The organism is Clostridioides sp. LIBA-7678 (assembly GCF_056716065.1).
Map to the genome: position 1 here is coordinate 28,377 of NZ_CP196989.1, position 26,954 is coordinate 55,330.

The following is a 26,954-nucleotide window of genomic DNA, read 5'->3' on the forward strand; positions in this document are numbered from 1 at the left end:
TTTTTGAAAAAAATTATTTTAGGAGGTTATTATATTCTGAAGTCACATTTGAAATGAGTTAATGTATTTTATAAAAATATTGAAGAAGAAAAACTGAATACTTGTTTATTTTTCTTCTTCAATATTTCTATTTAAATATCATTGATGAAATCACAATCTTTTAAAGACTTGATTAAACTTTCGATTGAATTAGAATGTATAGTACAAAGGAAATATTTAGTTTCAAATCTCAAGTAAGCCTTTTTTTTGATAAGTATATTGTAGTATGTAAGTCTCTTTATCTTTTTAGCTTCTAAAAACCCCCTATTAACTAACTTTGATAATAATGAAAGTGTTGTAGAGGCATTCCAGTTGTATTCATTTTCCATTGCACTTGTTATATTTTTAGAAGATATTTCATAATCTGTATCCCAAATAAATTTCATTATTTTTAATTCTGATTGTGGTATCTTTATTATTGTTATAGACATATAAAACCATATTCCTTTCATATAAACTACATATAAATTGAAGTTATCTAATTTTATAAACTTTGATATAGGAACTTTTATATTTTCTTTTTAGTAAAATGAATATAGTTCTTATGACATTTTCTAATATAATATTTGAGTATAACTATGTTTTTGATGTATAGAACCTTGTAAAAAGTAGAAGTTCCAGTAAATTTATTTGAATGTGATGGATAATTATTATTTTTCAACCAAATCATTTTCATGTATTTTGTCCAAAATCTAGGAAATATAAATCTTTTAATTCTTACCATATTTTTTGTATCTTCAAAAATAGTTAAGATAGGAGAAACCTTTATATTAGTCCTATTGATTTGTTTTAATAGAGATTCTTTTTTACAAGAAAAAAACAAATCTGGGCAAAATGCAGAAATATACACTGTAGAATCTCTAGTTGACAAAGTAATAATTTTTTCTATAAAAATTTCAAAATTGCCTCCTCCTGGACCTATAAAATGTAAAGCTTCTATATTATTATCAAGTGATACTTCTTTAAGCTTAGAAGCACATACATTTTCATTTACTAATTCCCCAACATTGTTCATATTAAAATCTATATACTCAATTTCAATTTTCTTTTTTATAATTTTTTTACCATCTTTTCCTTCGATTTTTATCATATTGAACTCCTTTTAAGCATGTAAAGACACAAAAAATATAAAATATATACTGTAAGTATATATTAACACAAAATGAGTAAAAAAGTCATGTGTATATTAGTAAATAAAATTAAGAATAATTGAAAATAAAAAAGATGTCTAAGTTTACTAAGACATCTTTTTATGACTAAATTTTTATTATTTTAAATTTCTATTTTTTTTAATTGACCTTATAATATCAATTAGAAGGTTTAATTCTTTACCATCTAAATCATTTATACTCTCATCTATGTTATCAGTGCTGATTTGGAATTTATTAAGTTCATTTTTCTCTTTTAAAATGTAATCAGATGAGACATTTAACACATCAATAAGCTTTATAAAAGTAAAAAGGCTAGGAGATTTTATTCCCTTTTCAATATTTGAAATATATCCTTTTGATAGACCTGTTAAGTTAGCAATATCTTCAAGAGTTAAATCTAGTTTTTTTCTCTGTTTTTTGAGCCTATTGCCAATTTCAATTAAAATTTTACTTTCAGTATCCATATTTATAGTTTCCTATATTCAATGATTTCTTGCAACAATTTAAGAATAGACTTTTGTTCTTTTAGTTCCAAACTGTCAACTAATTCATAACATTGAGAGGAGATAGTATCAATATGATCTTCATTTTGTATGATATTTTCAAATAAAACTTCAAGAGGCATTTCTAGTGCATTTGCAATTTTTAATATTGTGCGAAGTGATGCCTTTCTCTCACCTCTTTCAATTTGCCCAATGTATGTAGGAAATAAATCAATTTTTTTAGCTAATGCATCTTGACTATATCCTAATCTTCTCCTTTGATTTCTTATTCTTTTTCCAATTATAGATTCTATTTTATCTAATTCTAACATCTGCACCCTTCCTAATTAATTATATAAGTAGTTTATAATATTTTAAAATATTATATCTAAATAATATACTATAAGTGTCATTGCAATGTGCTAGTAGCGTGTTATTATAAAAATATATATACTATTTAGGCTGAATTAAAAAATATTCCTAATTAATAAATCTTATATAAATGTATAAAATAAACTACTATTATAGAATGAATGGCAGTAGTTTAGAAAAAACTGACAATTCATGTTTTATAAATTTCTATATTCGATAACATCTTTTAGAAGTTTAAGAATAGCTTTTTGTTCTTTTAATGTCAGACTATCAATTAACTCATAGCATTGAGAAGATATAGTATCAACATAGTTGTCATTTAATACAATATTTTCAAATAATATTTCAAAAGGCACCTCTAATGCACTTGCTATTTTTAACATAGTTTGAAGAGAGGCTCTTTTTTCGCCTCTTTCAATTTGTCCAATGTATGTAGTAACTAAATCTGATTTTTGTGCCAACACTTCTTGGCTATATCCTAGTTTTTTTCTATAATTTCTTATTCTTTTACCGAGTATAACTTCTATTTTATCCAATTCTAACATTTACATCCTTCCTGATTAAATTTTAATAATTGTTTATAAAATTTTATATTCTTCATTGAAGATGATTTATTTTAATGATATACTATACGTGTCAAAAAAATATACTAACAGTATTTTTAATATTAATATATATACTATTAATGCGTGGATGGGGTGCATGAAAAAGTGGAAGATATAGTTTATAAATTTAGTATCAGTGAAGAATTTGATAATTTCTTAAGCGAGTGTCAAAACAATAATTTAATAGAATTAAAAAGAAAAAATAAAGCACTTTTTAATTCATATTTTGAGCTTTTTAATTCCATATATAATAAACTATCATTAACTGAAAGAGAAAAATTTGATTTTTATAGAGATCAAAAAAATATCATTAATGGCATAGAATTTGATTTCCAATATAAAAAAGGATATAAAAATTTTATTAAATTGTATATGCTATCTAAATTTGAAAGCCTTGAAGATTTAAATAAATTCTCAAATATAGCAATTAAAAATTTTCGAGAAAAAAATTCTGAATACTTAGAGGCTGCTGAAGTTATTTCAAAGATAGATATAAATGATTTTCTATCACATATAGATAGAGATATATTAAATGAGTATATTAGATTAGATGATGAATTAAATAACTTAATAATAAAAGATTTATTTTTAAAAGGTCATATAGATTGTATGAATTTAGCTATAATGTTAGATGTACCTATTGATAAAAATAATGAGTATATAAAGTATTTTTTACTTAAGATAGAGTATTAGTGTTTTTATACTCTACCTTATATTATATTTTCATCTACTTACCATAACTTTTAAATTTTCTTAAATCATCAGGTAAATTTGGTTGATGATTAAACCAGGTGCATGTTGTATTAACTGACATAAGAGCTGTTACTAAAGATAATAAACTTAGACATTTAAGTATCTTTAATGAATATTTGTTCATTTTTATCCCTCCTTATTTGTATATTTCCTAAAATTAGCATTATATTTATCCAAAATAAAGCTGATAAACAAAATAAAGTATAGTCAGTTTTAGTTCTTGAAATGAAGCTTGCAACTACAATAAATAAAATTATTGTTGCTAATAACTTTGATATTTTACTATATCTTCTTTTTTCATCCAAGTTTAAAGGATTATTTTTATGTTCAAGAGGAGCTAAAAAAAATATACCAAAGTAATTTAATAGTGAAAATATAATAATTGGAATGTGATTTACTGTGCTTATATAATTTGAAGCATATATAGTAATTAATACAATTGATAAAAAAATAAATATACAGTTTTTGTGATTATTAGCATGATATCCACCAGAAAATTGCCTTACTGAGCAATAACATATTAAAAATAGCAATATATGAATAAATTTATGAAGTATAAGTGCTAAAGTTAATGCTAATATTATATTTATGAATGAAGCAATTATTACCTCGAAACCATAACTATAAATATTGTATTCTTTAATAGTAATTAGTTTGTTTTCAACTAATGCAGTTGTAATCTTTATAGCCATTTTTTTGAACATTATTTTCACCTACTTTTTTGATATATAAACAATATCATTTTATAACTGTAGTTTCAATAATTTAGCACAACTGGACAATATAAGGCTTAACTGGGCATAGGTATAGAAATTATCATAGTAAATCTACTTTTATTATGTTCAATTAAGCATGTTCCATCATATTTATTAATTGAATTTTTTATACTTTTTATTCCAAAACCATGTTTTAATGTATCAGTTTTGTCGGTTAAAATGTCATTGCCTTTAATTAAGATGTCATTTATTTTAGTATTTTCTGCTTTAATTATATAAAAATCGTTTATTACATTCCCCTTTAAAATAATTTCTTTAGGATCTAAAGTGATTTTATTGCAAGCCTCTATTGCATTATCTAATATGTTAGAAAATATATCGCATATATCTATATCTTTAATAAATTTACATTTGCTAAAATCTATTAATGCTATAAAGTTTATATTATATTTATCACAAAGATCTTTCTTATCGTTTAGTATAATATCCAATGTAACATTCCCTGTATGATATATATTATTATTTCTAATTGTTTTTTTTATATTATTTAAATAAGGTCTTATATCAATGTTGTTTTCATACATACCTTCTATACATGAAATATGATTTTTCATATCATGGCTTAACAACTCTATTTTAAGTTGTTTTGATTCAATGTTTTTGTAATATTCATTTTTCATGCTAGATATTTTCTCAATCATATTATTTTCCATGAGTAATTTATTATCTGTTTGTATTTTCTTTATGAGAGAAATCAATGAAATACTAGATAAGAATAATACTGTAGCAATTGTAAAAAGCTGGTTTTTGTCTATTAAAGTTCCTTCTGAATACTTAAAGATATATTTAAAAATTATGAAAAATAAAACTATATTTGTGAAAATAGGAATTGACATATAAGTTAATATTTTTCTGTTCACATCTGAGTCAATTTCAAAAAAGTATGATTTGTATAAATATAAAACAGTAATTAAAAGAACTTTACCAATTATAATTGACTCAATTCTATAAATATTATTTGTTAGTAGAATACTCATATCATTTATTAGATTTATCCAGATTGTAAAGCTCATACTTAAGGCATCTATACAAATCAATAACATCCAATATATGATTGAGATACAAATTGCCTTTATTAGTTTTATATTATATCCAAGTTTAGCTATTATTATGGTCGTAAATATAGATATTATAACTCTAGTATTTGGAAATATATCTAAGATGTATAGTGTATTTGCAAAAAAAATTACCAGAATGAACATAAATGTTATCCTGGAATTACTTTTACTCTCACTATTGTAATCTAATGTTTTTTTACACATAAACCACTCTATGCAAAAAGATATAAATATAAAAACTGTCCAGAAAAAGTTGTTTTTTATCATAATAATCCTCCTAAAAATAAAGTTATTTTATTTTTAAAATCTTTGACTTTATATTTACTTACTGGTATTTCTATTAATCTATTGTCATATTCCATAAATGCTGTATTTTTTTCGATTTTTACTACTTTTCTTAGATTTACTAAAAAACTATTATGGCATCTAAAAAATCCATAATCTTTAAGCTTATCTTCTAAACTGCTTAAACTAGTTGATAATACATGATTTCTTTTTTCTGTATGTATAATTACTGTTTTTTTCATTACTTCTATATAGATAATTTCACTTGTTTTAAGAAATAAACTTGAATTGTGTCCTACATGTTTTGATTCAATATGTATATTATTATTTCTAAATATGAAATCATTTATAAATGAATCTATATAGTTTTTAAAGATTCTATAATCAATAGGTTTTAATAAATACCTATAAGCTCTCACATCAAAAGCATCTAAAATATGATTTGTCATTGAAGTAATAAAAATAATATCTACTATCTTGTCAAAAGCTCTAATTGTCTTTGCTGCTTCCATGCCATTAATACCTTCCATTTTTATGTCTAAAATAAGTAAATCTAATTCATTAGGATAATTTTTAATAAGCTCTTCAGCTGAATAAAATAGATTTATATTATAATCTATTTCAATACCATTGATAATTTTATCAAGATATTTTTTTATTATATCCATGCAAGATTCTTCATCTTCACAAATGGCTATTGATAAAAACATAAATAATACTTCCCCCTATTCAAAAAGTTATCTAAAAGATAAAAAAGTATGCTTATAGCATATATATTATAACATGATTTTTATACAAATATCTGAAATCAAATATATTTTCAAAAAAAATCAAGAAATGCCCCATATTACTTATAAGAAAAAATAAGCTGATTTTCTAGTAATTATAAGTAAGCTGTATATGTCAGCAATAAGAAGGAGATGTTTAGATATGAATAATTATGAAAAAGATAAAAAATGAGAACTATTGTGTCTTAAGTAATAAAAAATAATTAATTATGAGAGGTTGATAAAATGGAAAGTAAAAAAATGAAAGAGTATGATTATTTTGATATGTTTGGAGTAGACATAGAAAACAAATTAAATAGTATGTTAGAACGTGTTGATTATGAAGATTTGGGAGAAATAACAGGAGGATTTTTTATAAAAAATGAAAAAATGTTTTTCTTTTATTATTATAAAATGAATCCACACAATTATATAAATCTAAATGAATTATTATATGATGTTATTATTATTTTTGATGATATTATCGAAGATGTTATAGAACAAGAAGAAGTAAGTGAATTTTCAGCAAGAGAAAAAATAAAGAATGATATTTGTACTGAAATATATCAAATGCTTAAAAGATATGTGAAAATTAAAGGTTATAAAGATAATTTTATAAAAGAACTAAAAAATTATCAAGGTAAGACTCTATACAAATTAGAAATAGATGATTTAGTTAAAGAGGCTTATTGGAGAAATTTTGAATGTGATTATGAAAATGAAATTGATGAAATTGATGAATATGATGTTCTTGAATATAATCTACAAAACAAATTTGAAGAATTTTTAAATAATATATATTTATCTATTAAAGTTTTAGAAAAAGGAGGAGAAGAAGAATTTTTATATACAATAACTGAAGTAGATGTTATTTATCGCAAAAACTTTTTTAAAATTATAGAAGAGGTAAAAGAACAGGAGTAATATATTTTATGTGATATTAATATAAACATTCCTAGTAGATATAATATTAATTATAATAAATTTTAAAAAACTTAATTATAGTTTTTGAACACTAAATTATAAAGACAAGATAATAAATTATAGTATCTTGTCTTTATTTATATCTTTCTTATTTCTAGATTTTAGTATCATATATCTTTCTAATATGCTTATTAATCCTAGGTAATAAAATCTATTAAATATAAATACTGATACTTGAATCTAATCATTTTGTAAGTCTCTATTTTCCACTTCTGTTTTTATAATAATAACTGTTAAACTATATTCTTATATTAATTTAAAAAAGGCTGTACACTTAATTTTAACATACAACCTCTATGTAGATATCTTCTAACACTTATTGCTTAATATGTGTGGCTTCTAATTATCTCTATTTTTCCATTTTCGTCTATCATTTCCGTCATTATATCTAAGTCGCAAGCTTCATTTGGGTCGTTGCAAGATACAGCCCAACTTTTTACTACTTGCTTTTGTCCTGTTCTTTTTGCCTCTTCAATTAATCTTGCTATTTCTTCCTGTTCTTTTTGCTTTCTATCTTCTTTTTGTTTCTCAATTTTTTCTTGCTTTTCAGCTAAAATTTGTTTTGCTTTTTCTGCTGCTTCCAATAAAGTTTTTTTAGTAATTTGGCAAGTATCTGCAAACTCGAAAGTTTTCCTTTTTTTAAATATTCCTCCTACCTCATATGCAACTTTATCTATTTCATCCATTAATTCTTTTAAATTAGTGCTTTGATTTATTTCTTTGTTGTTAATGTAAAAACGAGATGTTCCAATTACTAATTCAATAGTTTCATCTTCGCCTAAATTTTCCCAAACATTGTTATAATAGTCTCTTTCTATTTTATAAGCTTCTTTTAAAAATGCTTCTCTCATTTTTTCAAGTTCAGGTGGAGCTTTAATATAAAATTTCTTTTTTTTCATATTAAATAATTTTCCTGCTTGTTTAGCAACCTCATGCCCAAGTTCAATTACAAATTCCATGCAGTAATAAGTAAACTCAGCCCACCTTTCTCCTCTATCTTTTAATAAATTCCCATCTATCACCAATGTTTCGATTTCAAATTTTTTTCCCTTTAAGTTTTTTGATATTACAAGTTCGCAAATTCCTCTCGATGTTTCAAATTCATATCTCATTTCTTCATTCATTTTTTCACCTCATACAATTATTTTTTATTTTTACGAATTAGATTATTTTTATATAATTTTAAGTTTAGGTTCTTCTTAAACTTAATTCCTTTACTTATTTTATCATATTTACACCTCTTTTTTTATTTAGCTGTCTAATGCAACTTAGTTTTTTATTTGCTAAAATTAGCTTATTTTTTCTTATAAATAATATGGGGCATTTTCATATTTTTTTTGAGAAAATATTTTTATAATTAAGTAAATTAATTTTTCTAAGTTATCTTAACTTAATTATAACAATGCTTGTGAACTATATCTGTACCAAGTAAAATATTTTTTTAAAATATATAATAATTATTTAAAAACAGGGTAAAAAATAGGTAACTATTGTTTTGAGTTGCTAATAGTATTGAATAGCTGTATAATATCCTCATAAATTAGAATTTGTGGGGGGGAAGGAGAATGAGTAAAGAATATATAATACCAGCATGTTCAGGAATAAAAATTGATGTTAAGCAAGGACAAAATATTACAGTGATTGATATTGAAGGCGGTCAAGTGGTTGATTTTTTTGCAGAAGTGACAGGTAGTCCAAATGAATTTCTTTCAACTGGAGTGACGATTGATTGTAACGAGTCTTTGAAATTAAAAATTGGAGATATTATTTACACCAATCTATACCAACCTATGATGAAAGTCCTTTCTGATGATGTTGGAGAACATGATTTATTCCACCCATGTTGCCGACTAGAAATGTATGATTTCTTCTACCATAATGGCGAAGGACACCCAAACTGTTTCGACAATATCAATAACGCCCTTGAAGAACAGCGAGCCATTATTACACCTGTCAATTTATTTATGCACACGAAAATCAATACTAATGGTAGTATTTCAGTGGAAACGCCTATTTCTAAAGCCGGGGATAAAATCATAATAAAAGCATTGTTGGACATTACATTGGGAGTTGCCGCTTGTAGCGTATCTGAAAGCAAATGTAACAGCGGGAAATGTTCGTCTATTAAAATGATTATTGACTAAAGTAAATCCCAGCTTGTCTATAACTTCATATTAAATACCATAAGCAGTTAGTCTATATGATTGACTGTTTTTCTTATGCCATGAAAGGAGGAATTATATCATTTTACAAAAACAAAGGAAAGCGTATTAGACATTAATTTTATGAAAAAACATTAGCTATCTAGCTAATGTTTTTAGATTAATTGTTATTATAGATCTCTTTAATTTCATCTTCACTTAAATCAAAATCGTCAAATTTGCTTAATATATCATCTAATTTAAAACCATTTTTCTTTAGCATTACAATTAACTTATGATCTTTTCTTCTAGCTTCTTCTCTTTTACCTTTTTCAATACCTTTTTCGATACCCTCATTAAAAATTTCTTCCTTGAAGTTTCTACTTTTATTCATAATATATGCACCTCTTTTCAGATTTAATAAATATTCTTCATTTCTTCCTAGATCTTTTAACCTATCTAAAGCTTTCTTAATAATAAAGACAATACACTAAATTATAGTATATTGTCTTTATTTATATATTTGATATACATTTATTGTAAGATTAGACCTACAGTACTATTATATTCAAACTTATTGCTAGATTTTAGTATCATATATCCTTCTAATGGAGTTATTAATCCTAGATAATAAAATCTATTAAATATAAATCCTGATACTTGAATTGAATCATTTCGCAAGTCTCTATCTTCCTTATAAAAATCTTCTTCTAGAATTATTTTACAGCTTATTTCAGTAGATTTGAAAAGCTTAGATGCTTCTTTCTCATTATCAATAATATTTTTATAAGGTTCAAAATTAAATATTAGGTCTAAACCATCAAAATGAGTTTTATATATACCAAAAATATTCTTAATTTCTTTATCACAATTGCTAAAACTGTCTTCAAAATATTTTTTAACTATACCATTATCATAATAATAATCCAAAATATTTTTTCTAAGACTCATTGTAAAAATAGAATTAGTCTTTAAGGTATTATTTAAGATATCTTTAGTTGTATTCTTAAGTTTATTATCATAAAAGTTATCTTCACTAGGTAGAATATAAAAATTTCCATATTCATATTTATTATTTATATTACATTTACCCATCCTTTGTATTAAACAATCCATATGTGCTAAATCACTTATTACTATATTGAAATCTAAGTCTAATGATATTTCTTGAGTAGATATCAAAATATCCCCTTTTCCATTTAATATTTTACTATATTTATCTTTTTTATCTTTGAATTTAAATCTATTATGCAAAACATTTATATCTATACCATTATATTTATCTGATAAGTTTTCTTTTAAAAACTCATATGAACTATTAGCTGAATCAATAGTATTTTTTATTATTAGAATCCTTTGTTTCTTTTCTAAAGCTTCTTCAACTATTAACTTAATTTCTTCTTCCTTTATAAAAGAGACCTTTACATTTTTACCTTCACAAAGTTCTTCTTCCTTGTTGCTCTCAATAAAAACTATTTCTCCTTTAGCAGTAATGTTTTCATTACATTCTTCTTGAAAAATAATGCCCTTACTTATCATTTGATCTTTATACGGTTTTGGAAGTATAGTTGTCATTAAGTGAAAGTCAACGTTTAAATATTTACATGCAAATTGCATAAAATATATTAAAATCAAAAATATCTTTGGATGCAACAAATGTACCTCATCAACAGTTATAGATGAATTTTTAATAGCTGCAAATGTCATTTCATATCCTGGAAATTTAAACATACTAAGTAATAACTGGTCAATTGTTGCAATTATATATGGTTTACAAAAGTTTACACTTAAATCTATATCCTTTGATGTTACTACAAAATCTAGTTCTTTATTGTTTTCAGTATATGAATATAAGTTTATATCACCATCAATTAACCCAATACAATCATCATTTCTTCTATCTAAATTATTTTTATTCTTAAATATATTTTTTATGTAAAGACTTTCTAATGATAATTGATTTGAAACCAAAAATAATTTTCTTTTAAATCGTTTTCTATCATCAGCATACATTTTTACTGAGTTTGTAAAGTCAACAGTCAATACATTTTTTCCAGATAGCTCTCTCAGTCTTTTTTGTATAATATTAAATTCTACATTACTTTTTTCTAAATCAGAATGATTCTTACAGATATCAATTAAAATCATCTCATCAATTTCTTTATCTGTAAAATCATTATAGAATTTTATATCTTTATTTATACTTTGAGCTCTATGGTCTATTAAATTTAACATTCCTTTATAAAAAATATGTTTAGACCTTCTATCATTTAAAACCGAGTCATCTATTTGACCATTGTTATAATCACTTTCTATAACCATATTCTCGCTTACTTTGTCTAGATAATCATAATCTAACATATCTTCATTGAATTTAAATTCTATATCTAAAATGTATTTTATATAATTTTCTATATCTTCTAGATTGAAAGAATCTTTATTTTCTAAAATTCCACTCTCAATATACTTATAAATTTCTTCTTGCACTTTAGTAGTAGTTAATTTCATATAATCTATATAGTTTCCATGATGTAACATTATAGTTTTATATATGTATAACTTATCTTCTTCTGATAAATTCATTTTTTCCAATATTGATTGCAAAAATGCTCCAGAAAATACATTGTGTCTTGCTATCTTTTCTAAAGATTTTTTTTTATATTCTAATTTTTCTATTTCTTCTTTTGAAAAACTAGATGATATTTTATTATTAATCTCTATTTTTTGTTGAACAATTAAATTAATTTTTCCTAGATCATGCAAAGCACAGCATATCTTTAGTATTTCTATATCTTTATATGAATACAAATCTGGGTCTAATATAGATTCTAATACTTCAAATAAATCTTTAATATGTTCAACTAATGTTTGCTCTTTTTTATTGACATTTAAATTACATGGTCCAGCTAATAGTTCCTTTTTCATGTTAAACACCTATCCTTTAAAGTAGTTTATAATTTTTTTCTTTTGCAACTCTAATAGTCATCTATCTTTCGTACCTTCTTTAAAATTTCTTCTTATATTTTAATATCTTCATTTATCTAATACAAAATGAACACTCTTCTATACAATATCCTCCCTTAATACCTGGTTTACTTTTGATGTCAACTCCAGCCTTTCTTAGTTGACATATATATTCCTTTACTTTTCTCTCCAGTATACCTAGTTTTGTATATTTCACTAGAGTTTAAATTTTCATTTTTTCTTAGAAGTAATATAATTTTAATTACATTTTCTATTTTACTCATATAAATATACCACCTTTATTCAAGTTTAACATTTCTTGGTGAACTATTATTTTATGGAGTAAAATATAACTGCGAAACTATTACATTTAGATTTAAAGAAATAAAACATTAACTATTTAGTTAATGTTTTATTTTTATTAGTTTTGATTATATACTTTTTCGACCTCTGATTTATTTAAATCATCTATAATGTCACATATTTCATTTAAATTATAACCTTTATTTTTTAACTTTATGATAAAATTAAATTTCTCTTCTCTTTTCCCTTTTTCGATACCCTCATTAAAAATTTCTTCCTTGAAGTTTCTACTTTTATTCATAATATATGCACCTCTTTTCAGATTTAATAAATATTCTTCATTGCTTCCTAGCTCTTTTAGCCTATCTAAAGCTTTCTTAACAACAGAATCATTCTTAGCTATAAACCTAACATCTAAATTAGAAGGATTACTAATTAATTTTCCCCACAACATGATTCTATTTACTATATTGTTATGTCTGTTAATTTTAGGAAGCTCTACAAAGTACAATGCCGTTTTTTCTGAATAAATATTTGGATGACCATCCATAGTTAGTCTCATACAATTTATATAATCATCTATTTGATTATATTTTACATGATTTAATATGTGTATTCCAATAGTTTTTCCAATTTCTTTGTATTCTTTACCTTCTTCTAATTTTCTACCATGCACACGACTAAGATAATATTCAGCTCTTTCTAAGTAATCGTCCTCAAAAGCTCTTTGCATCTCAATATTAATGTGATTATTTTCTTCATCTTCAGCCAAAATATCAAGTCTAGGTCTTTTCTCACCAACATAATTAATCGTTGGATCAGTTTCAACTCGGATTATTTTTTTTATTTGAGTAAAAGGTTTAATATTTCTATTAGCATGTGGAGCATCTTTGAGAATATCATTGATAAAGTTAATGAGTAAATCGTAATCATTATTTAAAGTAAATAATGATTTAAATACTTCGTCATATTCAGGCTTAGCGTAACCATCTTCTGTCACAACTTCGCCAACATTTTCACTAGTCAATATCTCTTCTGGAATTAAATTTTTGATTTTATGTAATTCCTCATTAGAAAAATCACCCTTACTGAGTATATCATTTAGTTTTTGAGTCCATTCTCTGTTTTTTTCTTCAATTCTAGTTCGCTTATATTCCTTTGATATTTTAGTAATTTTAGACTTTTCTTCTAATATCTGTTTCATTTTAACACCTCTTTTTTTTATTATACCAATTTTTTCTTAATTAATCTCTTTTTAATATAATTACCCCCCTCATTATTTAATTGACTAATGCAATTTAATTCTTTGTTTGCTTAAAATAGCTTATTTTTTATTTACATAAATAATATGGGGCAGATTTATTTTTTTTTTGAAAAATCTTTTAATATATTAGGACCTACTGCACTTTAATATAAATGTTTTTGAGGTATAAAAGTAATTGAATTATTTAAAATTGAAAAATGCAGGAAAGCAATTAGTCAGCATATATGACTAAACACTTTAAACAATAAGCTCTATATTACTAATAGATTAAAAGACGAGTAATTGGGAATATATTTATTAATATATTGGAGTTTAAAAGGTTAAGTAACGAAAAAGAAGGAGTAAAGGTAAGAAAAGCTGAATAAAGAAATGAATTCTTAAAGCAGGACTCATTTCCTTATATTGATAAACTATCATTTGTTTTAAGTATATTATTTTGTAGGCTCAAATCTCTTAATCCATATATTTGACAAAGAATCTATATCAAATATAGGAGTTATATTTATCATAGCTAATGGAATGATTGTAAAAAAAACATTTCTCACTAAAAAAACTGTGTCATTTAAATCTTTTTTATAAAAAAAGCCATTAATATTTAAATAGATAAAGAGTATTACAAAAATTAAAATTAAATGGTATCTTAAAATATTGAAATTATATTCAATATTTTTTAATGCATAAAATTTTCTACTAAAAAAGATAAGCATTATTTTATTAATAAAGACACCAAAATATAAGTATGCAATTAATGAAAATGTAGGTATAAAGTATACTAATATTGATGATTTCATAAATTTATAATTTATTAAAATGAATAAACTTATAAATGAAATTAAAAATGTGTAAAAAGTTAATGTGATTAGTGTACACATAAAAGTAAATTTGTTTTTTAAAAAAAAACATAAAATAAAAAATACTATGCAGATAAAAATTATATTTAATAATAGCATAAAATTCTCCTTTATCAATTTCTTATTAAATTATACATTAAAAAACCTAATTCGAATCAGATTTATTAAAAAACTTTAAAAATAAAAAAGCAAAAAAATCAGCAATTTTTTTTTCATATTTTCTTGATATATATAGCAATGTAAATTTCTGTGATTATTTCGATTAATTATTACGAATTTATGTTGACTACAAATAACGGAGGAAAAAAATATGAAAAAAAGAAAGATTAAAACTAATGGGATGGGTAAACGTAAATTAAAATTAGTTTTAAAATATTGCGATGGAAAACAAAATTGTATTAACTTTAATTTAAAAGTAAACAAAATATTAATAATGAATCATAAAATACCTTATAAATTTCCGAGGTTTATAAATATTTTCTTAGGTAAAGTGATTGAAATTCTTATCTCCCATATATTAATGGATTTAGGAATCGAGCCTGAATTTAAATGGTTTGTAGCAAAAATATTAGCATATATTATAATTAAATTTATAAATTAGATAAATATAACAAAGCTAAAACTAATCAAATAAATAATAACTTAAAAAGCTACAGATTTTCTTATCCTGTAGCTTTTATTTTAATTTTAATCAAGTAACTCTCTATACAATACTAAATTAAGATATTTTATTTCTCTTTATATGTACAAATCATATATCTAACTCTATAATATTATCAGTGTCAATGTATTTTTTAAAGCTACATTGTCATTTATTTTCACATCTTCTTTGAATAAAACATAATTAATTTTTTTTGCAATGATTTATTAATACTTATATTATAATTACTGTTTTCTTTCAAACTTAGAATATGCTCCTGCTAATTTTTTTATTTCTCTTGAGTTGTATTTTCTTTGTATTTCCTTGATCTTTCTCACATGTTCATCCTTATTAAAATCATGTGATAATTGTTCCATTGCACATTTTTTTAAATATTTAGATGTATTTACATTAAGACCAACACGTCTGAAACCTTTTACAATATTATTATTAGCTTCTACTAACATTAGATCCATTGCATATCCTTCATTTTCTTCAAGTTCTTGAAATTCTTTACATTTAGATAAATGAATTGTAAATGGTATATCTGCATCTCCTATACCCATTGTATTTGTAAATACGAAGAAAATAATTTTGTCTAAAAAAGATACATCTATTCTTAAATTACCTTTTCGAAATTCCATTATTTCTTTTTCTGATAAATTGTCTAATTTAAATATAGCTCTAAATCCAGTTTCACTAAAAGTAATACTTAAACCATCTGGTACTTCTGCTTCTAATTTTTTACCAACTTCTATTTGAAACATATTGGTCTATCCCTCCAATTATTTATATTCTACATTATAAGTATAGCTTACTTAATGTCATTTTTCATTACTTTAGACAAATTTACTGAATATATGTTAAAGCTGCCAACTCTATCTATTAATGAACTTTAATGCCTTGTAAAGTGTATCAAATTTATCTTCGCCTTTTATCATAGTATATTTTTCTTTAGTTATAGAATTTATCTTCTCACATGCTCTTCCACCTACAACATATAAATTTTGTGTCATGCCTGGTTTGTAATCTCTTATATCACATACTAAATATTCTTCTTCTTTATAATTCCAACTAATGACTTCAGCTGATATTTTATCCACTTCTCCATCATAAACAATTGTGTATCTTATTATTTTATCATCCTTTTTACTATTTTTTATTTGATTTTTAAAATCTATCCATAGAGAAGGATTATCAAGTATATTACGAGGACAATATTTTTTCTTAGCATCATAATGCCTAATCACTTTGTCTGAACTTATATTTAAATCTTTCATTAACTTTTTAGTTAAATCTATTGCATTTTGTCTTGCTTTTGTATAATTTCCATCTTTATTTACACATATTTCTATGTTTATGCTATTGTAGTTTGTTACTCCTTGAATTAGTGCAGTACCATAGCTTTTACCAACTGCCCAAGCTCCATTTTTGTGGTCTAGTGTTTGATATATTACTTTATCATCAACATAATAATGAACACTTGCTTCTAAGTTACCATTATTAAGTGCTTGTGCATGTCTCTTAGCATCTGCTCCCTTGTCCTCATTGTCAGTCTCATGTATAACTATAAATTTGGGGCTATTTTTGTTTGGATAACACTTTTTATTTGTTAACATCTTTATTATATCTACCATTGCTTACTTCCCATCCTTAACATTCAATTCATCTGTTATTGTATCTAGTAAAACTACTATTTTTTCCTTTAATCTCTTAGGTACTGGTAATCCACATAAATACATATTTTTTAATATACTTACACTTTCATATAAAATGAATAAAATAGAGAAAAATTCAGATATTCCAAGGCGATTTAATTTTAGAAAGTTGATCCAGTCCTGTGGTAGCATAAATAAGAAGTTGAAATTTGTAAGAACATCAAGCACTGACAAAAAAAATACACATGCTATCATTGCTACTTTTCTAATTCCTCCATCTATTCCAAGACTTGAATTAAACTTATGATTTTTTATTGCATTTAAGCATCCCAATAACGTATCAAATGAAATGGTTAAAATAACTAATTTTATAAATATATTATCTACCAAAGAAAATACTGTCATGTTAATGATTCCTCCTGGTTTTATAGTAAGATAAATTTTTCCTACTATTATGGATATAAAAGGTGAACTACTATATATTAACTATAGTTCACCTTTTTATTCTCAAATCTCTATTTTAGATAGAAAACTTTATTTGATTAATCATTTTTTCTATATTCAAGTATAAAATCATATAGTTGATTTATTCACTAACTACTAATTCAGCTGTGTCAGGATCAAAATAATACTCCTCATCATCAATTGTAACTGAACCAGTTGTTGCAATATATTCCTCTGTGAAATAGTATTTTTTACCATCCAGATCTAACCAACCAGTATAGTTTATTGATTCTCCTTCAAAATTCTCATCTAAAGTATTTTGATGTGCAAAATATTTAAATCCATCTGGCGTATTAAATACTCCAATCTGCATAATACCATCTTCACTAAAGTAGAACATCTTATCTTCTATATTTAGATAACCATATTGCATAACACCATCTTCATTAAAATAGTAATGATTATCTTCAAATGTTATAAGACCTGTTCTCATTATGGCATTCTCATCAAAATAGTATTTTATATCATCAATTACATTAATACCTTTATATGCTTTTTTAGTTTCTGGATCGAAATAATATTTATCACTTTCATTTTCCATATCATATATCCATCCAGTCTCAATTGTATATGTTTCTCCAAAATAATATACATCTTCACCAACTCTAACTAAGCCACTATATTCAACTGCTTGTCCATAAATATTATCATTTACAGTATTAGCTGGAGCAAAGTATTTATATCCATCTGAAGTGTCAAACACTCCTATTTGAACTAGACCATTTTCACTTATATAGAAATAATTATCATCTATATTTTGCATTCCAGATTCTACTATTCCAGAATCAGAGAAATAAAATACTTTATCATTGATAGTGACAAATCCAATTTGCATAATTCCAGAATCATTAAAATAATATTTACCATCATTGATTATTGATATACCTATAGATGCCTCTGCTGTATTCTCATCAAAGTAATATTTTGAACCATCTTCTAAATCTTTCCATCCAACTATTGCTGTAAATGAATCATCAAAATAATAAATCTTATTGTTGAAATTAAGCATACCAGAATATGAAAGTGCTTCACCTTCTTCATTTCCTAAATCTTCATCATGATGAGCAAAATACTTAAATCCATCTGCTGTATTAAATACTCCTATTTGCATTTCTCCATTCTCAGCAAAGTAAAAATATTTTCCATCTATTTCAGTATATCCTGACTTCATCACACCAGAATCATCAAAATAGAATGTCTTATCATTTATATTAACAAATCCTTTTTGCATAATACCATCAGAGTTGAAATAGAATTTATCATCACCTATTTGATTTAGCCCTTTAAAAGCTCTACCTGTATCTGTGCTAAAATAGTACACTTCATCATCTAATGTTTGCCATTCTTCAGCTGCTCTATAATTATCTCCAAAATAATAAATATTTTCATCAATAATTAGTTTGCCAGTAAAATTAATTGCTTCACCTTCTAGATTTTCATCAAGTGTATCTGCTGGAGCAAAATATTTAAATCCATCTTCTGTACTAAATACACCTGTTTGTAACACTCCATTTTGGCTGAAATAGTAGTTTTTGCCATCAATTATTGTTTCTCCAACTGAAGCAGCTCCTCCATTATCTGGATTAAAGTAGTATTTATCATCACCTATAGTTGTAAATCCAGTTATCAAGTTCTTTATTGGTGGCTTGAAATAATATAATGAATCATTAATATATACTAATCCAGACACCATCATTCCAAAGTTATTAATATAAAATTTCTCATTGTATAAAGAAATCAGACCTAAATCATAATTAAGTAATCCTTCCACATAATATGAAGGGGTAAATGTTGAAATAATTTTATTTATAGATACATCTTGCTTATCACTAAAATTAAAAGATATCTTATCTGATATAGTATTACCTTTAAAAACATTAGTGAATCTTATTTTAACTTGTGATACCTTGTTCTCTTCATCAGTTGACATAAGAATAAAATCACTTCCATCATTACTCCATACATATCGTATAGATAAATCATTGATATTAATATTGATTTTTTCACTTATATAATTTGTATCTAATACAATCACTTCTGGATAAGTATTATTTGCTTCATATATAGGTGTTATGTTTATTTCATCTGTATATATATTTGGCGAAATTATAACTTTATTAACACAACTGTCTATTCCATAAAGGTATTTCTGAGAAAAATTAATGACAGTTGAAGAGATATCTCCAGAATCATCTAAATCGTAATTTGGTTCTACTATCATATTTTGTCTATTACCTACATATAGAGTATATTTAGTTTCTAACGTATTAAACTTAATGAAATATGGTTGTATATTATTATCTTTATCACAAATAAACTCAAATTGACCAATAGAAGTAGTAGCACTTATTATAAAATTAGTATCTAATATAAGCTTAGCATTAGATTTTAAGGATTTTATGAAAATACTTTTTATATTCATACTTTCTAAAAAGCTCATTAAAGAATCTGAAGTATTTGTACTACCTTTTTTATTCATAAATTTCAATATTTCAGCTACTCCATTTTCATCTAAATATACTCCATTTAATTTTATAGTATTTTTATCTTGTATAGTAAAAGAAAGAGCGATTTTTATATCATCTTTTAAATAATATCCTGTTAATATAATAACATCATCTTTAGTTATAGCTTTAACATCTTTCAAATCATTACTATAATATCCAAATGGAGGTTTACTATTGTCCATATAAACTTTAATTATGAGAACTACATCAGATAATTCAGATACAAATAAACCTTCTTTTGTAGAACAATTAATAAATCCATTTTCTTTTCCTTTATCATCCATAAAACTATAAGGTATATTTTTTTGTAATTCGCTGTTCAATCCTATATAATCTATTTTCTGTTGAACAGAATTTGAATTTGCCATCAATGTTTTTAGTTCACCAGAAATAAGAACTTTATATGATTTAGATAATAAATCAACTTCTATAACTGCATTTATTCCTTCTAAGATTGAGAATGTTAAAGATACAAATCCATTACCTCCATTTAATGTTCCAGAGAAATTAATTTCATGATTATCTAAAATAATTTTATTGTCTTCAATACTTAATTTAGATAAAATATTTTCTATTAAATCTCCTTTTTTAATTTTATCAGATTCTATAGTGACATCTCTTACAACATTGTCGACATCTATAACCCAAGTATCATTTTCATTTAATTCTATGTTTATATTCATATTATATTGAGAAAGAGATAATGCATAAGTTCCTCCCGAACCATAAAAAGAATATGATAATTTCTCTCTTATATATTCTGTAGTTATCACTGGGACTATAAAGCTTCTAGTATTATTGTCTAAACTTATTCTTACATTAGTATCTTCATATCTTGGTTTTAATGTTGTTATTAAAGCATCAGCTATAAAAGCGAAAAATCTCCAATAAAACTGGCCTTCATACTGGTCTCTTATACGGTCTAACAGTTTTGTACCATCATTTTCTAAGCCTCTTAAACCTGGTGTCCATCCTGTTTCCCAGCCAAACACTCTATTTGGAGCATTAGGTAATACCATTAAATCTTTTGACAAATCAAGTTCTTCTTTTTTAACTTCTAATACATCATATATAGATAAATGTGGTTCTCTATATGTTATTGATGGTGATGAAAAGAAGTGATCTATATCATTAGTTACAGTATGACCTGAACCACCTTCCATTCTCCATATTTCACATTTACCTAAAGTTATTGAATTGTTATTAAAGTCTATCTCAGATATTACTAAATCATCTTGTGGCATCATTATTTTATCATCTAATGAAGTAAATGCTCCTTCAGACTCAGCTAATGATATATGACTAAAATAATCTACAACTTTTGTTGCTTTATCTCTTAGGATAAGCTCATTGTTTACTAAACTTGGTATACCTGCTGAAATTCCTGCTAAAGGAACTAAAAGTATACTAAATCCACTAGCTATTCCTAAAGATGAAGTAATTATTGCAGTTGTAGCTGCTGTTAAATTTACTGCCATTATACCTATCTTAGCTTCTATTTCTTGTCTTAATAATGGGTCACTTGTTTCACTTAGCTCTTTGATTGCTGCACCTAAACTTACACCATCTATGATAGTTGCAATTACAGGTAATCCTTCAGATAATGTAGGAAGTAAATCTATAGTTTCATCTAATGCAGTTGATACTAATTCAACAACTTTGGCTGCATCTGTAATGGTATTCAAACCAGTACTAAATAATTGAGCATAAACTTGAACTTTCATTGCTACACTTAAATTACTAAGAGATTCTTTAGAACTATTATATTCTATTAATGATTGTATAAAAAATGCAGCATTTAAAGTATTCACTTCATGTGTAGCATCTAAATTTACTTTTTTTACTAACTTACCATTTACAGTATCAAATATAGTACCTTTTATCTTAGAAATCTCTTCAGTTATATGATTAGCATATTCAGAGAATATTGCCTTTTCAGTTTCTACAAATATAGATTCTCCAGTTTCTTTATCAATAAATCTTATACTAAAGCCTTCATCAGTCTCCGATATATCCTCAAAAGATATAAAATGAGAATCTTCTAATTCATTCTGTTGTTTTAAGTCGTATAGTGCATCAGAAATAGATTCTATTAGTTTAAATTCATTCTTTATATAATTAATAGAGTCAGAAGTTAAGCTTTTAGCTTCTTCAATCCTTTCTTCTACCACTTGTGTCTCTATATTTGAAATAACATTTATCTCACATTCTGCTAACATTACTTTTTCTTCTAGTTCAATATCACTTGAATTAGACTTGTTTCTAATTTCTTGTAATAATGTAGATAATTCAGGTAAATTTTTAGATTTTACTATAATTTTATTTTCTTTAGGATTAAATGATATATATTCTTTTGATGAAATATCCTTTATAATACTTTCTTCTTTATTTATCCATTCACCAGAATGATCCAATAATTCTCTTCTTCCTTCACTATTTATTCTAACTTCATATTGATTTGCACTTACTATAATAGAGTCTTGTCTTATAGATGGCATTAATTCTGATACTTTATCTTTAACTCTAAGTAATAATTTTCCAGGATAAGTCTCTTCTACATTTACAGAATAGCTAAACATGTTACATCCCAGTAAGTTTATTTCTATAGATTTAGGAGAAATATCTGCTTTAGCTAAATCTATTATTGTTTCTATTTCTGAAGATAATGAATCCACATCAAGACCTGCAAATATATCAGTATTAAACTCAGCTTTGCCATGACCAATAAGTGTCAATTTAATCTTAGGTCTATCAGAAATTCTATCAGGAATTCTATACTTATCAATTTCTTGTATTTCACTATCTGTAGGATTATAGTAATATGCTACTTCTGAATCTTCTATATTTTTTTGAAATAGTATACTGTCATAAGGATTTTTTGCAAATAAGTTACATGCTGCTTCATAGCTAATTTTATCTCCTTGTAATTGAACAATATAATGAACATATCCTCTTTCTGAACTCTTCGTTGATGAAGAGATCTTTTCTAAAAGATATTCTTTGTCAGTTACTGTATTTTGAGAAAAATCAAGATTATCATCTTCTCCAAGCGCACCTTCAAAATAATTTTTCTTGTATTCTTCAAATTGAATTTTAGCTCTTTCTTCATTAAATTGCCATAAACTACTTTTCTCTTGTTCTGTTGCTTGAGATATATTAACCTTAGGAAATTCAAAATTTCTTAACTCAGATGACAATATAGAAGAATCTATGCTCATCTCTTTAAATGTTAATAAATCTTTATAAGCTCCTGCATATATTGTAGGACCACTTAAAGTAATTGTAGTATTAGCTTCAGGATAAAATCCAACCCTTAAATAACTTCCGATTTTTGCTATAAAACTTATATTCTCTTCATTAGCTATAGCTCCCAAACTTTCACCAAAATTGTTCATTGTAGTATTAAAATCATTACCTTGACTAATAATTGGACCTAAAGTATCATTCAGTATCTTATATCTGTTTTGGATTTGTTTTATTAGTAAGTCACTACAATATGAGTCTTTTGCAGAAATTAGAGCTTGATTTATAATAGAACCTTTGGCAAATGCAATTTTTACTTCTAAAGGTGATACCTCTATATCTCCTAGTGGTAAAAATATTTCTGACTTATCAGACTTAGAAGCTAGAACAGATTCAAAGCTACTTTGAACTTCTTCATTCAATGTATCAAAATGTTTTGAAGTATATTCTGGTATATATTCTTTATATTTCATTATGGCTTCTAATTGTATTTCTTCCCAATCTACAGCTGTCTTTACTGAATCAGGCTTGTTTATATCTTTAAATAAATCGGGGTGTATTCCTGGTAACATATCAACATCTAGATAGACTCCACCAATATTTTTCAATATAGCGACTCTTAATATATCAGATGCACCAGCAAGATTCCATCTTTCTACTAGCTCTTGTTCATATAAATTGAATACTTCTCCAGTTTTAAATTCTTCAAAGTCTCTAACATCATTTCCACTATTTTCTGTGACTTTGTTTAATGACTCTTCAATATAAGCATTAAGTTCATCTATATCTTTTGAATACTCATCTGAAAGATATGATTTCACAATATCATCAATTATAAGGTCAGGATTTTCTTCTTTCTGAGCCTTATAGTAATTTATGAAATTTTGCTGTTTATCATAGATTATTTGCATACGCTTTCTGAAAAATGCAGTGTGGTTAAATTCAGGATCATTTAAATTTTCTCTAAATGATTCAAGAGTGTCATTTGATGCGGATTCTATTATAGTTTTTTTCAATGTATTTATCAAAAATGCATTACTATCATAAAATACATTAACATTATAGTCACTATTTACATCTTTCCACTGGTTTATATAATTAATAGCAGTATCATTTATTTGCCCTCCAATCCATATAAAATGTAAATTTTTCTCGACTGGAGTTAAATTGCTATTTTTTAATTCTAATATCTCTGTAACTAAGTACTCTTTAAATTTTTTTAAGGCTTTATTTCGACCAGATTTTTTATATGTATCTATATAGGTATCTGTTAAACTGTTTATATCTTTTAATTTTAGATACTTTTCAACTATAGTATTTTCTGACATATTATGATATTCTTCTAATGCATCTAATATTGCTACATATTCATCTTCCTGAACACGAAATCTCACATTTGCCATTTTTTCTAATTGCTTTCTGTTAACTAAGCTCATAAAAACTTCTCCTTTACTATTTATTTTTATTGGATTATTCTACCTATAAACTATAAAATTTTATTATATATCCTCCTTTCTAATTGAAGAATAGATTAATCTTAATTTAAGTTTTCATATATATTCACTTCCTAACATTTTAAATTGAAGATATTAAATTGATTAATTTGATCTTCTATTGAATAAGGATATTATTTTAGACAAATGTGTAAACATTTTTGTAAGTATAATATAAAAAATTAAGATATTCTTGAATTAAATTATCAGTTTTAAATTAATTTTAATTTTAAAATCTTATTTCAATGAGCAAGCATTATTTTAAATACATTAGTTATAAATTAAAATAATCTTCATAGTCCTTTTTTATTTTTTTAAAGGCTCTATTTTTAGCTTTATTGACAGCTTGCCTTGATATTTTTAATTTTATTGATATTTCTATGTCAGAATATCCTTCTAAATATTTATAAAAAATAACTTTTCTCTGAATACCAGATAGTTCGTTAAAAATATATTCCTGAAAACAAATATCTTCTTCAAATATATACTCATTTGGATAATTATTTCTTAAATTCAGCATATTTTCATTAAGTTCTAAGAACTGAAGTTTTGATCTAGATTGTTTTTTAGACAACTGAAACATCTTATTTAATAAAGATTTATGAATATATTTAACTATAATAGCATCATTTTGTTTTGTGAAGTTATTTAAATTAATACTTTTTATTAACTCAATAAAAAATATTATTAAGTCTGTTTCTCCCTCTTCATAATATAAAAATTTACTAAGTTTTTTTATTAATGGTTTAAATGTAATTAGAAGTTCTTGTAAATTTTCTGCTGAATTACTTCTTGATAAAATAATTAATTCATAAAAAGACTTTTGCATAAAATCATCCCCTTTTATATGTATAATGATATTTTTTTTTGGGATTTGACAACATTTATGCATAAATAAATTATATAGTTGCAATAGTTTCTAGAATATATATAATTTAAAAATTGACTTAATTAACAAATTTAGAAATGTATTTTAATAAATTAAGTGAATAAAGAAAAAAAATATTTTATTTGTAAACTACAAAAACAAAATATTTTATTGATGTAGTTTGCAAAACGTTATATTATATATATATATTTATATATTTTTCTTTTTTTTGAATATTCGAAAATTTTATTGTAATAGGAGGAATATGAATGGATATATTATTGTTTGATAACGATGTAAATTTTGGAAGAAAGTTAAAAGACTGTATAAATAACATACTAATTAAAGAGGGATTTGATAATGATATTGTAAAACTATATCATAATGTAGATTTATTGTTAAAGGATATTGATGCAAAAAATAAAGTAAGGATATTTTTTATTGGAGTTGATTTTGAATATAACTTAAATAAATATATGTGTGATGGACTATGGTTGGCCCAAGAAATTAGAAGAAATGACTATTTAAGTCCTATTATATTTATTTCAAATTATGTTGAAATAAGTATGAGTATTTTTTATTATAGGCTTGAAGCTATGGATTTTATATCTAAATACGATATGGATATTGCTGAAGGCAGAATAAGAGCTTGTATTAAAACCTCTCATGAAAGATATTTAAAGGAAATAAATTATCCAGAAAATTTTTTTGTTATTTATAGAAAATTTGAGCTTTGGAGAATCCCATTTAGCGATATAATTTATTTTGAAACATGTACTGCCCCTCATAAAATAAAATTAGTAACTGAAGAACAAGAAATCGAATTATACAGAAGTTTAAAATCTATAGTAGATTTAGATGAATGTCTATTTCGTATACATAAATCATTTATAGTTAATAGAGAGCATATAATTTCTCTAAATGTAAAAGGAAAATTTGTAAAAATGAGTAATGGAGATAAATGTCCTATATCTGATAGATCTCTACAATCTGTAAAAAAACAACTTAGAATGAAAGAAGTATCAGTTTAAGATATAAAAAGGTGTAAAATAATACGTTATTTTATACCTTTTTTAATATGCTATTTTACATAAATTATTATATTATTTCCTAAAAACCCGTTTTCAAAGCAGAAAAATTATTTTTTTATATTTTAAACAATTTCTTTGTGTCGAATAAACTATTTAATGACCACTAAAATATTGATTTTGAAATCTAACTAATATTTTTATATTTAGATTATATA

At 24.4% G+C, this 26,954-nt stretch carries 24 protein-coding genes; 5 read left to right on the forward strand and 19 right to left on the reverse strand.

Features of this window, described 5'->3' with window-relative positions; translation table 11 throughout:
* Positions 1–131 precede the first annotated feature (131 nt).
* The 5 genes from ACTG46_RS20620 to ACTG46_RS20640 form a co-directional block, all read right to left on the reverse strand.
* Complete coding sequence (locus ACTG46_RS20620; RefSeq protein ID WP_021383411.1) at positions 132–470, reverse strand: BlaI/MecI/CopY family transcriptional regulator; 339 nt, start codon at positions 468–470, stop codon at positions 132–134.
* Between the two features lie 77 nt (positions 471–547).
* Positions 548–1,129, reverse strand: coding sequence for a hypothetical protein (locus tag ACTG46_RS20625; RefSeq protein WP_021383407.1), 582 nt, complete (start codon positions 1,127–1,129; stop codon positions 548–550).
* Positions 1,130–1,306: 177 nt separating this feature from the next.
* On the reverse strand, positions 1,307–1,654 hold the full coding sequence (locus ACTG46_RS20630; protein ID WP_021383385.1) for a helix-turn-helix domain-containing protein: 348 nt from the start codon (positions 1,652–1,654) through the stop codon (positions 1,307–1,309).
* A gap of 2 nt (positions 1,655–1,656) precedes the next feature.
* A complete protein-coding gene (locus tag ACTG46_RS20635) occupies positions 1,657–2,004 on the reverse strand; it encodes a helix-turn-helix domain-containing protein (RefSeq protein WP_021383402.1) in 348 nt (115 codons plus the stop codon).
* 237 nt (positions 2,005–2,241) lie between these two features.
* The gene (locus ACTG46_RS20640; RefSeq protein ID WP_021383388.1) at positions 2,242–2,589 is read right to left on the reverse strand and encodes a helix-turn-helix domain-containing protein; all 348 of its coding nucleotides are present in this window, start codon (positions 2,587–2,589) and stop codon (positions 2,242–2,244) included.
* A gap of 165 nt (positions 2,590–2,754) precedes the next feature.
* On the opposite strand from ACTG46_RS20640, the gene ACTG46_RS20645 reads away from it, so the two are divergent.
* The gene (locus ACTG46_RS20645) at positions 2,755–3,342 is read left to right on the forward strand and encodes a hypothetical protein (RefSeq protein ID WP_102822258.1); all 588 of its coding nucleotides are present in this window, start codon (positions 2,755–2,757) and stop codon (positions 3,340–3,342) included.
* 34 nt (positions 3,343–3,376) lie between these two features.
* Here the strand turns inward: ACTG46_RS20645 and ACTG46_RS20650 are convergent, their stop codons facing one another.
* From ACTG46_RS20650 to ACTG46_RS20665, 4 genes are all read right to left on the reverse strand, one after another.
* Positions 3,377–3,526, reverse strand: coding sequence for a cyclic lactone autoinducer peptide (locus tag ACTG46_RS20650; protein WP_021383344.1), 150 nt, complete (start codon positions 3,524–3,526; stop codon positions 3,377–3,379).
* Complete coding sequence (locus ACTG46_RS20655; protein ID WP_021383425.1) at positions 3,498–4,106, reverse strand: accessory gene regulator ArgB-like protein; 609 nt, start codon at positions 4,104–4,106, stop codon at positions 3,498–3,500. Before ACTG46_RS20655 ends, ACTG46_RS20650 begins: the two co-directional genes overlap by 29 nt.
* An 86-nt stretch (positions 4,107–4,192) precedes the next feature.
* Positions 4,193–5,503: a sensor histidine kinase gene (locus tag ACTG46_RS20660; protein ID WP_021383438.1), complete on the reverse strand. Its 1,311-nt coding sequence runs from the start codon at positions 5,501–5,503 to the stop codon at positions 4,193–4,195.
* On the reverse strand, positions 5,500–6,231 hold the full coding sequence (locus tag ACTG46_RS20665) for a LytR/AlgR family response regulator transcription factor (RefSeq protein ID WP_021383399.1): 732 nt from the start codon (positions 6,229–6,231) through the stop codon (positions 5,500–5,502). The genes ACTG46_RS20660 and ACTG46_RS20665 overlap by 4 nt, the downstream gene beginning before the upstream one ends.
* A gap of 303 nt (positions 6,232–6,534) precedes the next feature.
* On the opposite strand from ACTG46_RS20665, the gene ACTG46_RS20670 reads away from it, so the two are divergent.
* Positions 6,535–7,212: a hypothetical protein gene (locus ACTG46_RS20670; protein ID WP_021383362.1), complete on the forward strand. Its 678-nt coding sequence runs from the start codon at positions 6,535–6,537 to the stop codon at positions 7,210–7,212.
* Positions 7,213–7,595: 383 nt separating this feature from the next.
* On the opposite strand, the gene ACTG46_RS20675 is transcribed toward ACTG46_RS20670, so the two are convergent.
* Positions 7,596–8,396 (reverse strand): ATP synthase subunit B family protein, encoded by an 801-nt coding sequence (locus ACTG46_RS20675; protein WP_021383398.1) that lies wholly within the window; start codon positions 8,394–8,396, stop codon positions 7,596–7,598.
* Between the two features lie 441 nt (positions 8,397–8,837).
* On the opposite strand from ACTG46_RS20675, the gene ACTG46_RS20680 reads away from it, so the two are divergent.
* Positions 8,838–9,416: a DUF1989 domain-containing protein gene (locus ACTG46_RS20680; protein WP_102822259.1), complete on the forward strand. Its 579-nt coding sequence runs from the start codon at positions 8,838–8,840 to the stop codon at positions 9,414–9,416.
* A 178-nt stretch (positions 9,417–9,594) separates the two neighbouring features.
* Here ACTG46_RS20680 and ACTG46_RS20685 read toward each other — a convergent pair whose 3' ends face one another.
* The 4 genes from ACTG46_RS20685 to ACTG46_RS20700 all read right to left on the reverse strand — a co-directional run bounded on the left by ACTG46_RS20685 (position 9,595) and on the right by ACTG46_RS20700 (position 13,884).
* A complete protein-coding gene (locus ACTG46_RS20685) occupies positions 9,595–9,807 on the reverse strand; it encodes a hypothetical protein (RefSeq protein WP_235684378.1) in 213 nt (70 codons plus the stop codon).
* Positions 9,808–9,947: 140 nt separating this feature from the next.
* Entirely contained in the window at positions 9,948–12,338 is a 2,391-nt protein-coding gene (cas3, locus tag ACTG46_RS20690) for a CRISPR-associated helicase Cas3' (protein WP_235684379.1), read from the reverse strand.
* A 179-nt stretch (positions 12,339–12,517) separates the two neighbouring features.
* Entirely contained in the window at positions 12,518–12,661 is a 144-nt protein-coding gene (locus tag ACTG46_RS20695; protein WP_158245590.1) for a hypothetical protein, read from the reverse strand.
* Positions 12,662–12,798: 137 nt separating this feature from the next.
* Entirely contained in the window at positions 12,799–13,884 is a 1,086-nt protein-coding gene (locus ACTG46_RS20700) for an Rpn family recombination-promoting nuclease/putative transposase (RefSeq protein ID WP_479924286.1), read from the reverse strand.
* 1,221 nt (positions 13,885–15,105) lie between these two features.
* Between ACTG46_RS20700 and ACTG46_RS20705 the strand changes: the two genes are divergently transcribed.
* Positions 15,106–15,396 carry a hypothetical protein gene (locus ACTG46_RS20705; RefSeq protein WP_102822263.1) on the forward strand — a complete coding sequence of 97 codons (291 nt, stop codon included), beginning with the start codon at positions 15,106–15,108 and terminating at the stop codon, positions 15,394–15,396.
* A gap of 284 nt (positions 15,397–15,680) precedes the next feature.
* On the opposite strand, the gene ACTG46_RS20710 is transcribed toward ACTG46_RS20705, so the two are convergent.
* The 5 genes from ACTG46_RS20710 to ACTG46_RS20730 form a co-directional block, all read right to left on the reverse strand.
* Positions 15,681–16,202 (reverse strand): hypothetical protein, encoded by a 522-nt coding sequence (locus tag ACTG46_RS20710; protein WP_102822264.1) that lies wholly within the window; start codon positions 16,200–16,202, stop codon positions 15,681–15,683.
* A 111-nt stretch (positions 16,203–16,313) separates the two neighbouring features.
* Positions 16,314–17,072, reverse strand: a complete 759-nt coding sequence (locus ACTG46_RS20715; protein ID WP_102822265.1) for a peptidoglycan recognition protein family protein — start codon at positions 17,070–17,072, stop codon at positions 16,314–16,316.
* A gap of 3 nt (positions 17,073–17,075) precedes the next feature.
* Complete coding sequence (locus ACTG46_RS20720) at positions 17,076–17,498, reverse strand: phage holin family protein (RefSeq protein ID WP_330400438.1); 423 nt, start codon at positions 17,496–17,498, stop codon at positions 17,076–17,078.
* Between the two features lie 181 nt (positions 17,499–17,679).
* Entirely contained in the window at positions 17,680–24,783 is a 7,104-nt protein-coding gene (gene tcdB / locus ACTG46_RS20725) for a glycosylating toxin TcdB (RefSeq protein ID WP_479924287.1), read from the reverse strand.
* 331 nt (positions 24,784–25,114) lie between these two features.
* On the reverse strand, positions 25,115–25,669 hold the full coding sequence (locus tag ACTG46_RS20730; RefSeq protein WP_102822211.1) for an RNA polymerase sigma factor: 555 nt from the start codon (positions 25,667–25,669) through the stop codon (positions 25,115–25,117).
* A 308-nt stretch (positions 25,670–25,977) separates the two neighbouring features.
* Here ACTG46_RS20730 and ACTG46_RS20735 point away from each other — a divergent pair, with 308 nt between their 5' ends.
* Positions 25,978–26,739, forward strand: coding sequence for a response regulator transcription factor (locus tag ACTG46_RS20735; RefSeq protein ID WP_054269367.1), 762 nt, complete (start codon positions 25,978–25,980; stop codon positions 26,737–26,739).
* Positions 26,740–26,954: the final 215 nt, after the last annotated feature.

Excerpts from the sequence above, each read along its gene's own strand:
- ACTG46_RS20620 (WP_021383411.1), bottom strand. The coding sequence starts at position 470 with ATGTCTATAACAATAATAAAGATACCACAATCAGAATTAAAAATAATG.
- ACTG46_RS20625 (WP_021383407.1), bottom strand. The coding sequence starts at position 1,129 with ATGATAAAAATCGAAGGAAAAGATGGTAAAAAAATTATAAAAAAGAAA.
- ACTG46_RS20630 (WP_021383385.1), bottom strand. The coding sequence starts at position 1,654 with ATGGATACTGAAAGTAAAATTTTAATTGAAATTGGCAATAGGCTCAAA.
- ACTG46_RS20635 (WP_021383402.1), bottom strand. The coding sequence starts at position 2,004 with ATGTTAGAATTAGATAAAATAGAATCTATAATTGGAAAAAGAATAAGA.
- ACTG46_RS20640 (WP_021383388.1), bottom strand. The coding sequence starts at position 2,589 with ATGTTAGAATTGGATAAAATAGAAGTTATACTCGGTAAAAGAATAAGA.
- ACTG46_RS20650 (WP_021383344.1), bottom strand. The coding sequence starts at position 3,526 with ATGAACAAATATTCATTAAAGATACTTAAATGTCTAAGTTTATTATCT.
- ACTG46_RS20655 (WP_021383425.1), bottom strand. The coding sequence starts at position 4,106 with ATGTTCAAAAAAATGGCTATAAAGATTACAACTGCATTAGTTGAAAAC.
- ACTG46_RS20660 (WP_021383438.1), bottom strand. The coding sequence starts at position 5,503 with ATGATAAAAAACAACTTTTTCTGGACAGTTTTTATATTTATATCTTTT.
- ACTG46_RS20665 (WP_021383399.1), bottom strand. The coding sequence starts at position 6,231 with ATGTTTTTATCAATAGCCATTTGTGAAGATGAAGAATCTTGCATGGAT.
- ACTG46_RS20670 (WP_021383362.1), top strand. The coding sequence starts at position 6,535 with ATGGAAAGTAAAAAAATGAAAGAGTATGATTATTTTGATATGTTTGGA.
- ACTG46_RS20675 (WP_021383398.1), bottom strand. The coding sequence starts at position 8,396 with ATGAATGAAGAAATGAGATATGAATTTGAAACATCGAGAGGAATTTGC.
- ACTG46_RS20680 (WP_102822259.1), top strand. The coding sequence starts at position 8,838 with ATGAGTAAAGAATATATAATACCAGCATGTTCAGGAATAAAAATTGAT.
- ACTG46_RS20685 (WP_235684378.1), bottom strand. The coding sequence starts at position 9,807 with ATGAATAAAAGTAGAAACTTCAAGGAAGAAATTTTTAATGAGGGTATC.
- cas3 (WP_235684379.1), bottom strand. The coding sequence starts at position 12,338 with ATGAAAAAGGAACTATTAGCTGGACCATGTAATTTAAATGTCAATAAA.
- ACTG46_RS20695 (WP_158245590.1), bottom strand. The coding sequence starts at position 12,661 with ATGAGTAAAATAGAAAATGTAATTAAAATTATATTACTTCTAAGAAAA.
- ACTG46_RS20700 (WP_479924286.1), bottom strand. The coding sequence starts at position 13,884 with ATGAAACAGATATTAGAAGAAAAGTCTAAAATTACTAAAATATCAAAG.
- ACTG46_RS20705 (WP_102822263.1), top strand. The coding sequence starts at position 15,106 with ATGAAAAAAAGAAAGATTAAAACTAATGGGATGGGTAAACGTAAATTA.
- ACTG46_RS20710 (WP_102822264.1), bottom strand. The coding sequence starts at position 16,202 with ATGTTTCAAATAGAAGTTGGTAAAAAATTAGAAGCAGAAGTACCAGAT.
- ACTG46_RS20715 (WP_102822265.1), bottom strand. The coding sequence starts at position 17,072 with ATGGTAGATATAATAAAGATGTTAACAAATAAAAAGTGTTATCCAAAC.
- ACTG46_RS20720 (WP_330400438.1), bottom strand. The coding sequence starts at position 17,498 with ATGACAGTATTTTCTTTGGTAGATAATATATTTATAAAATTAGTTATT.
- tcdB (WP_479924287.1), bottom strand. The coding sequence starts at position 24,783 with ATGAGCTTAGTTAACAGAAAGCAATTAGAAAAAATGGCAAATGTGAGA.
- ACTG46_RS20730 (WP_102822211.1), bottom strand. The coding sequence starts at position 25,669 with ATGCAAAAGTCTTTTTATGAATTAATTATTTTATCAAGAAGTAATTCA.
- ACTG46_RS20735 (WP_054269367.1), top strand. The coding sequence starts at position 25,978 with ATGGATATATTATTGTTTGATAACGATGTAAATTTTGGAAGAAAGTTA.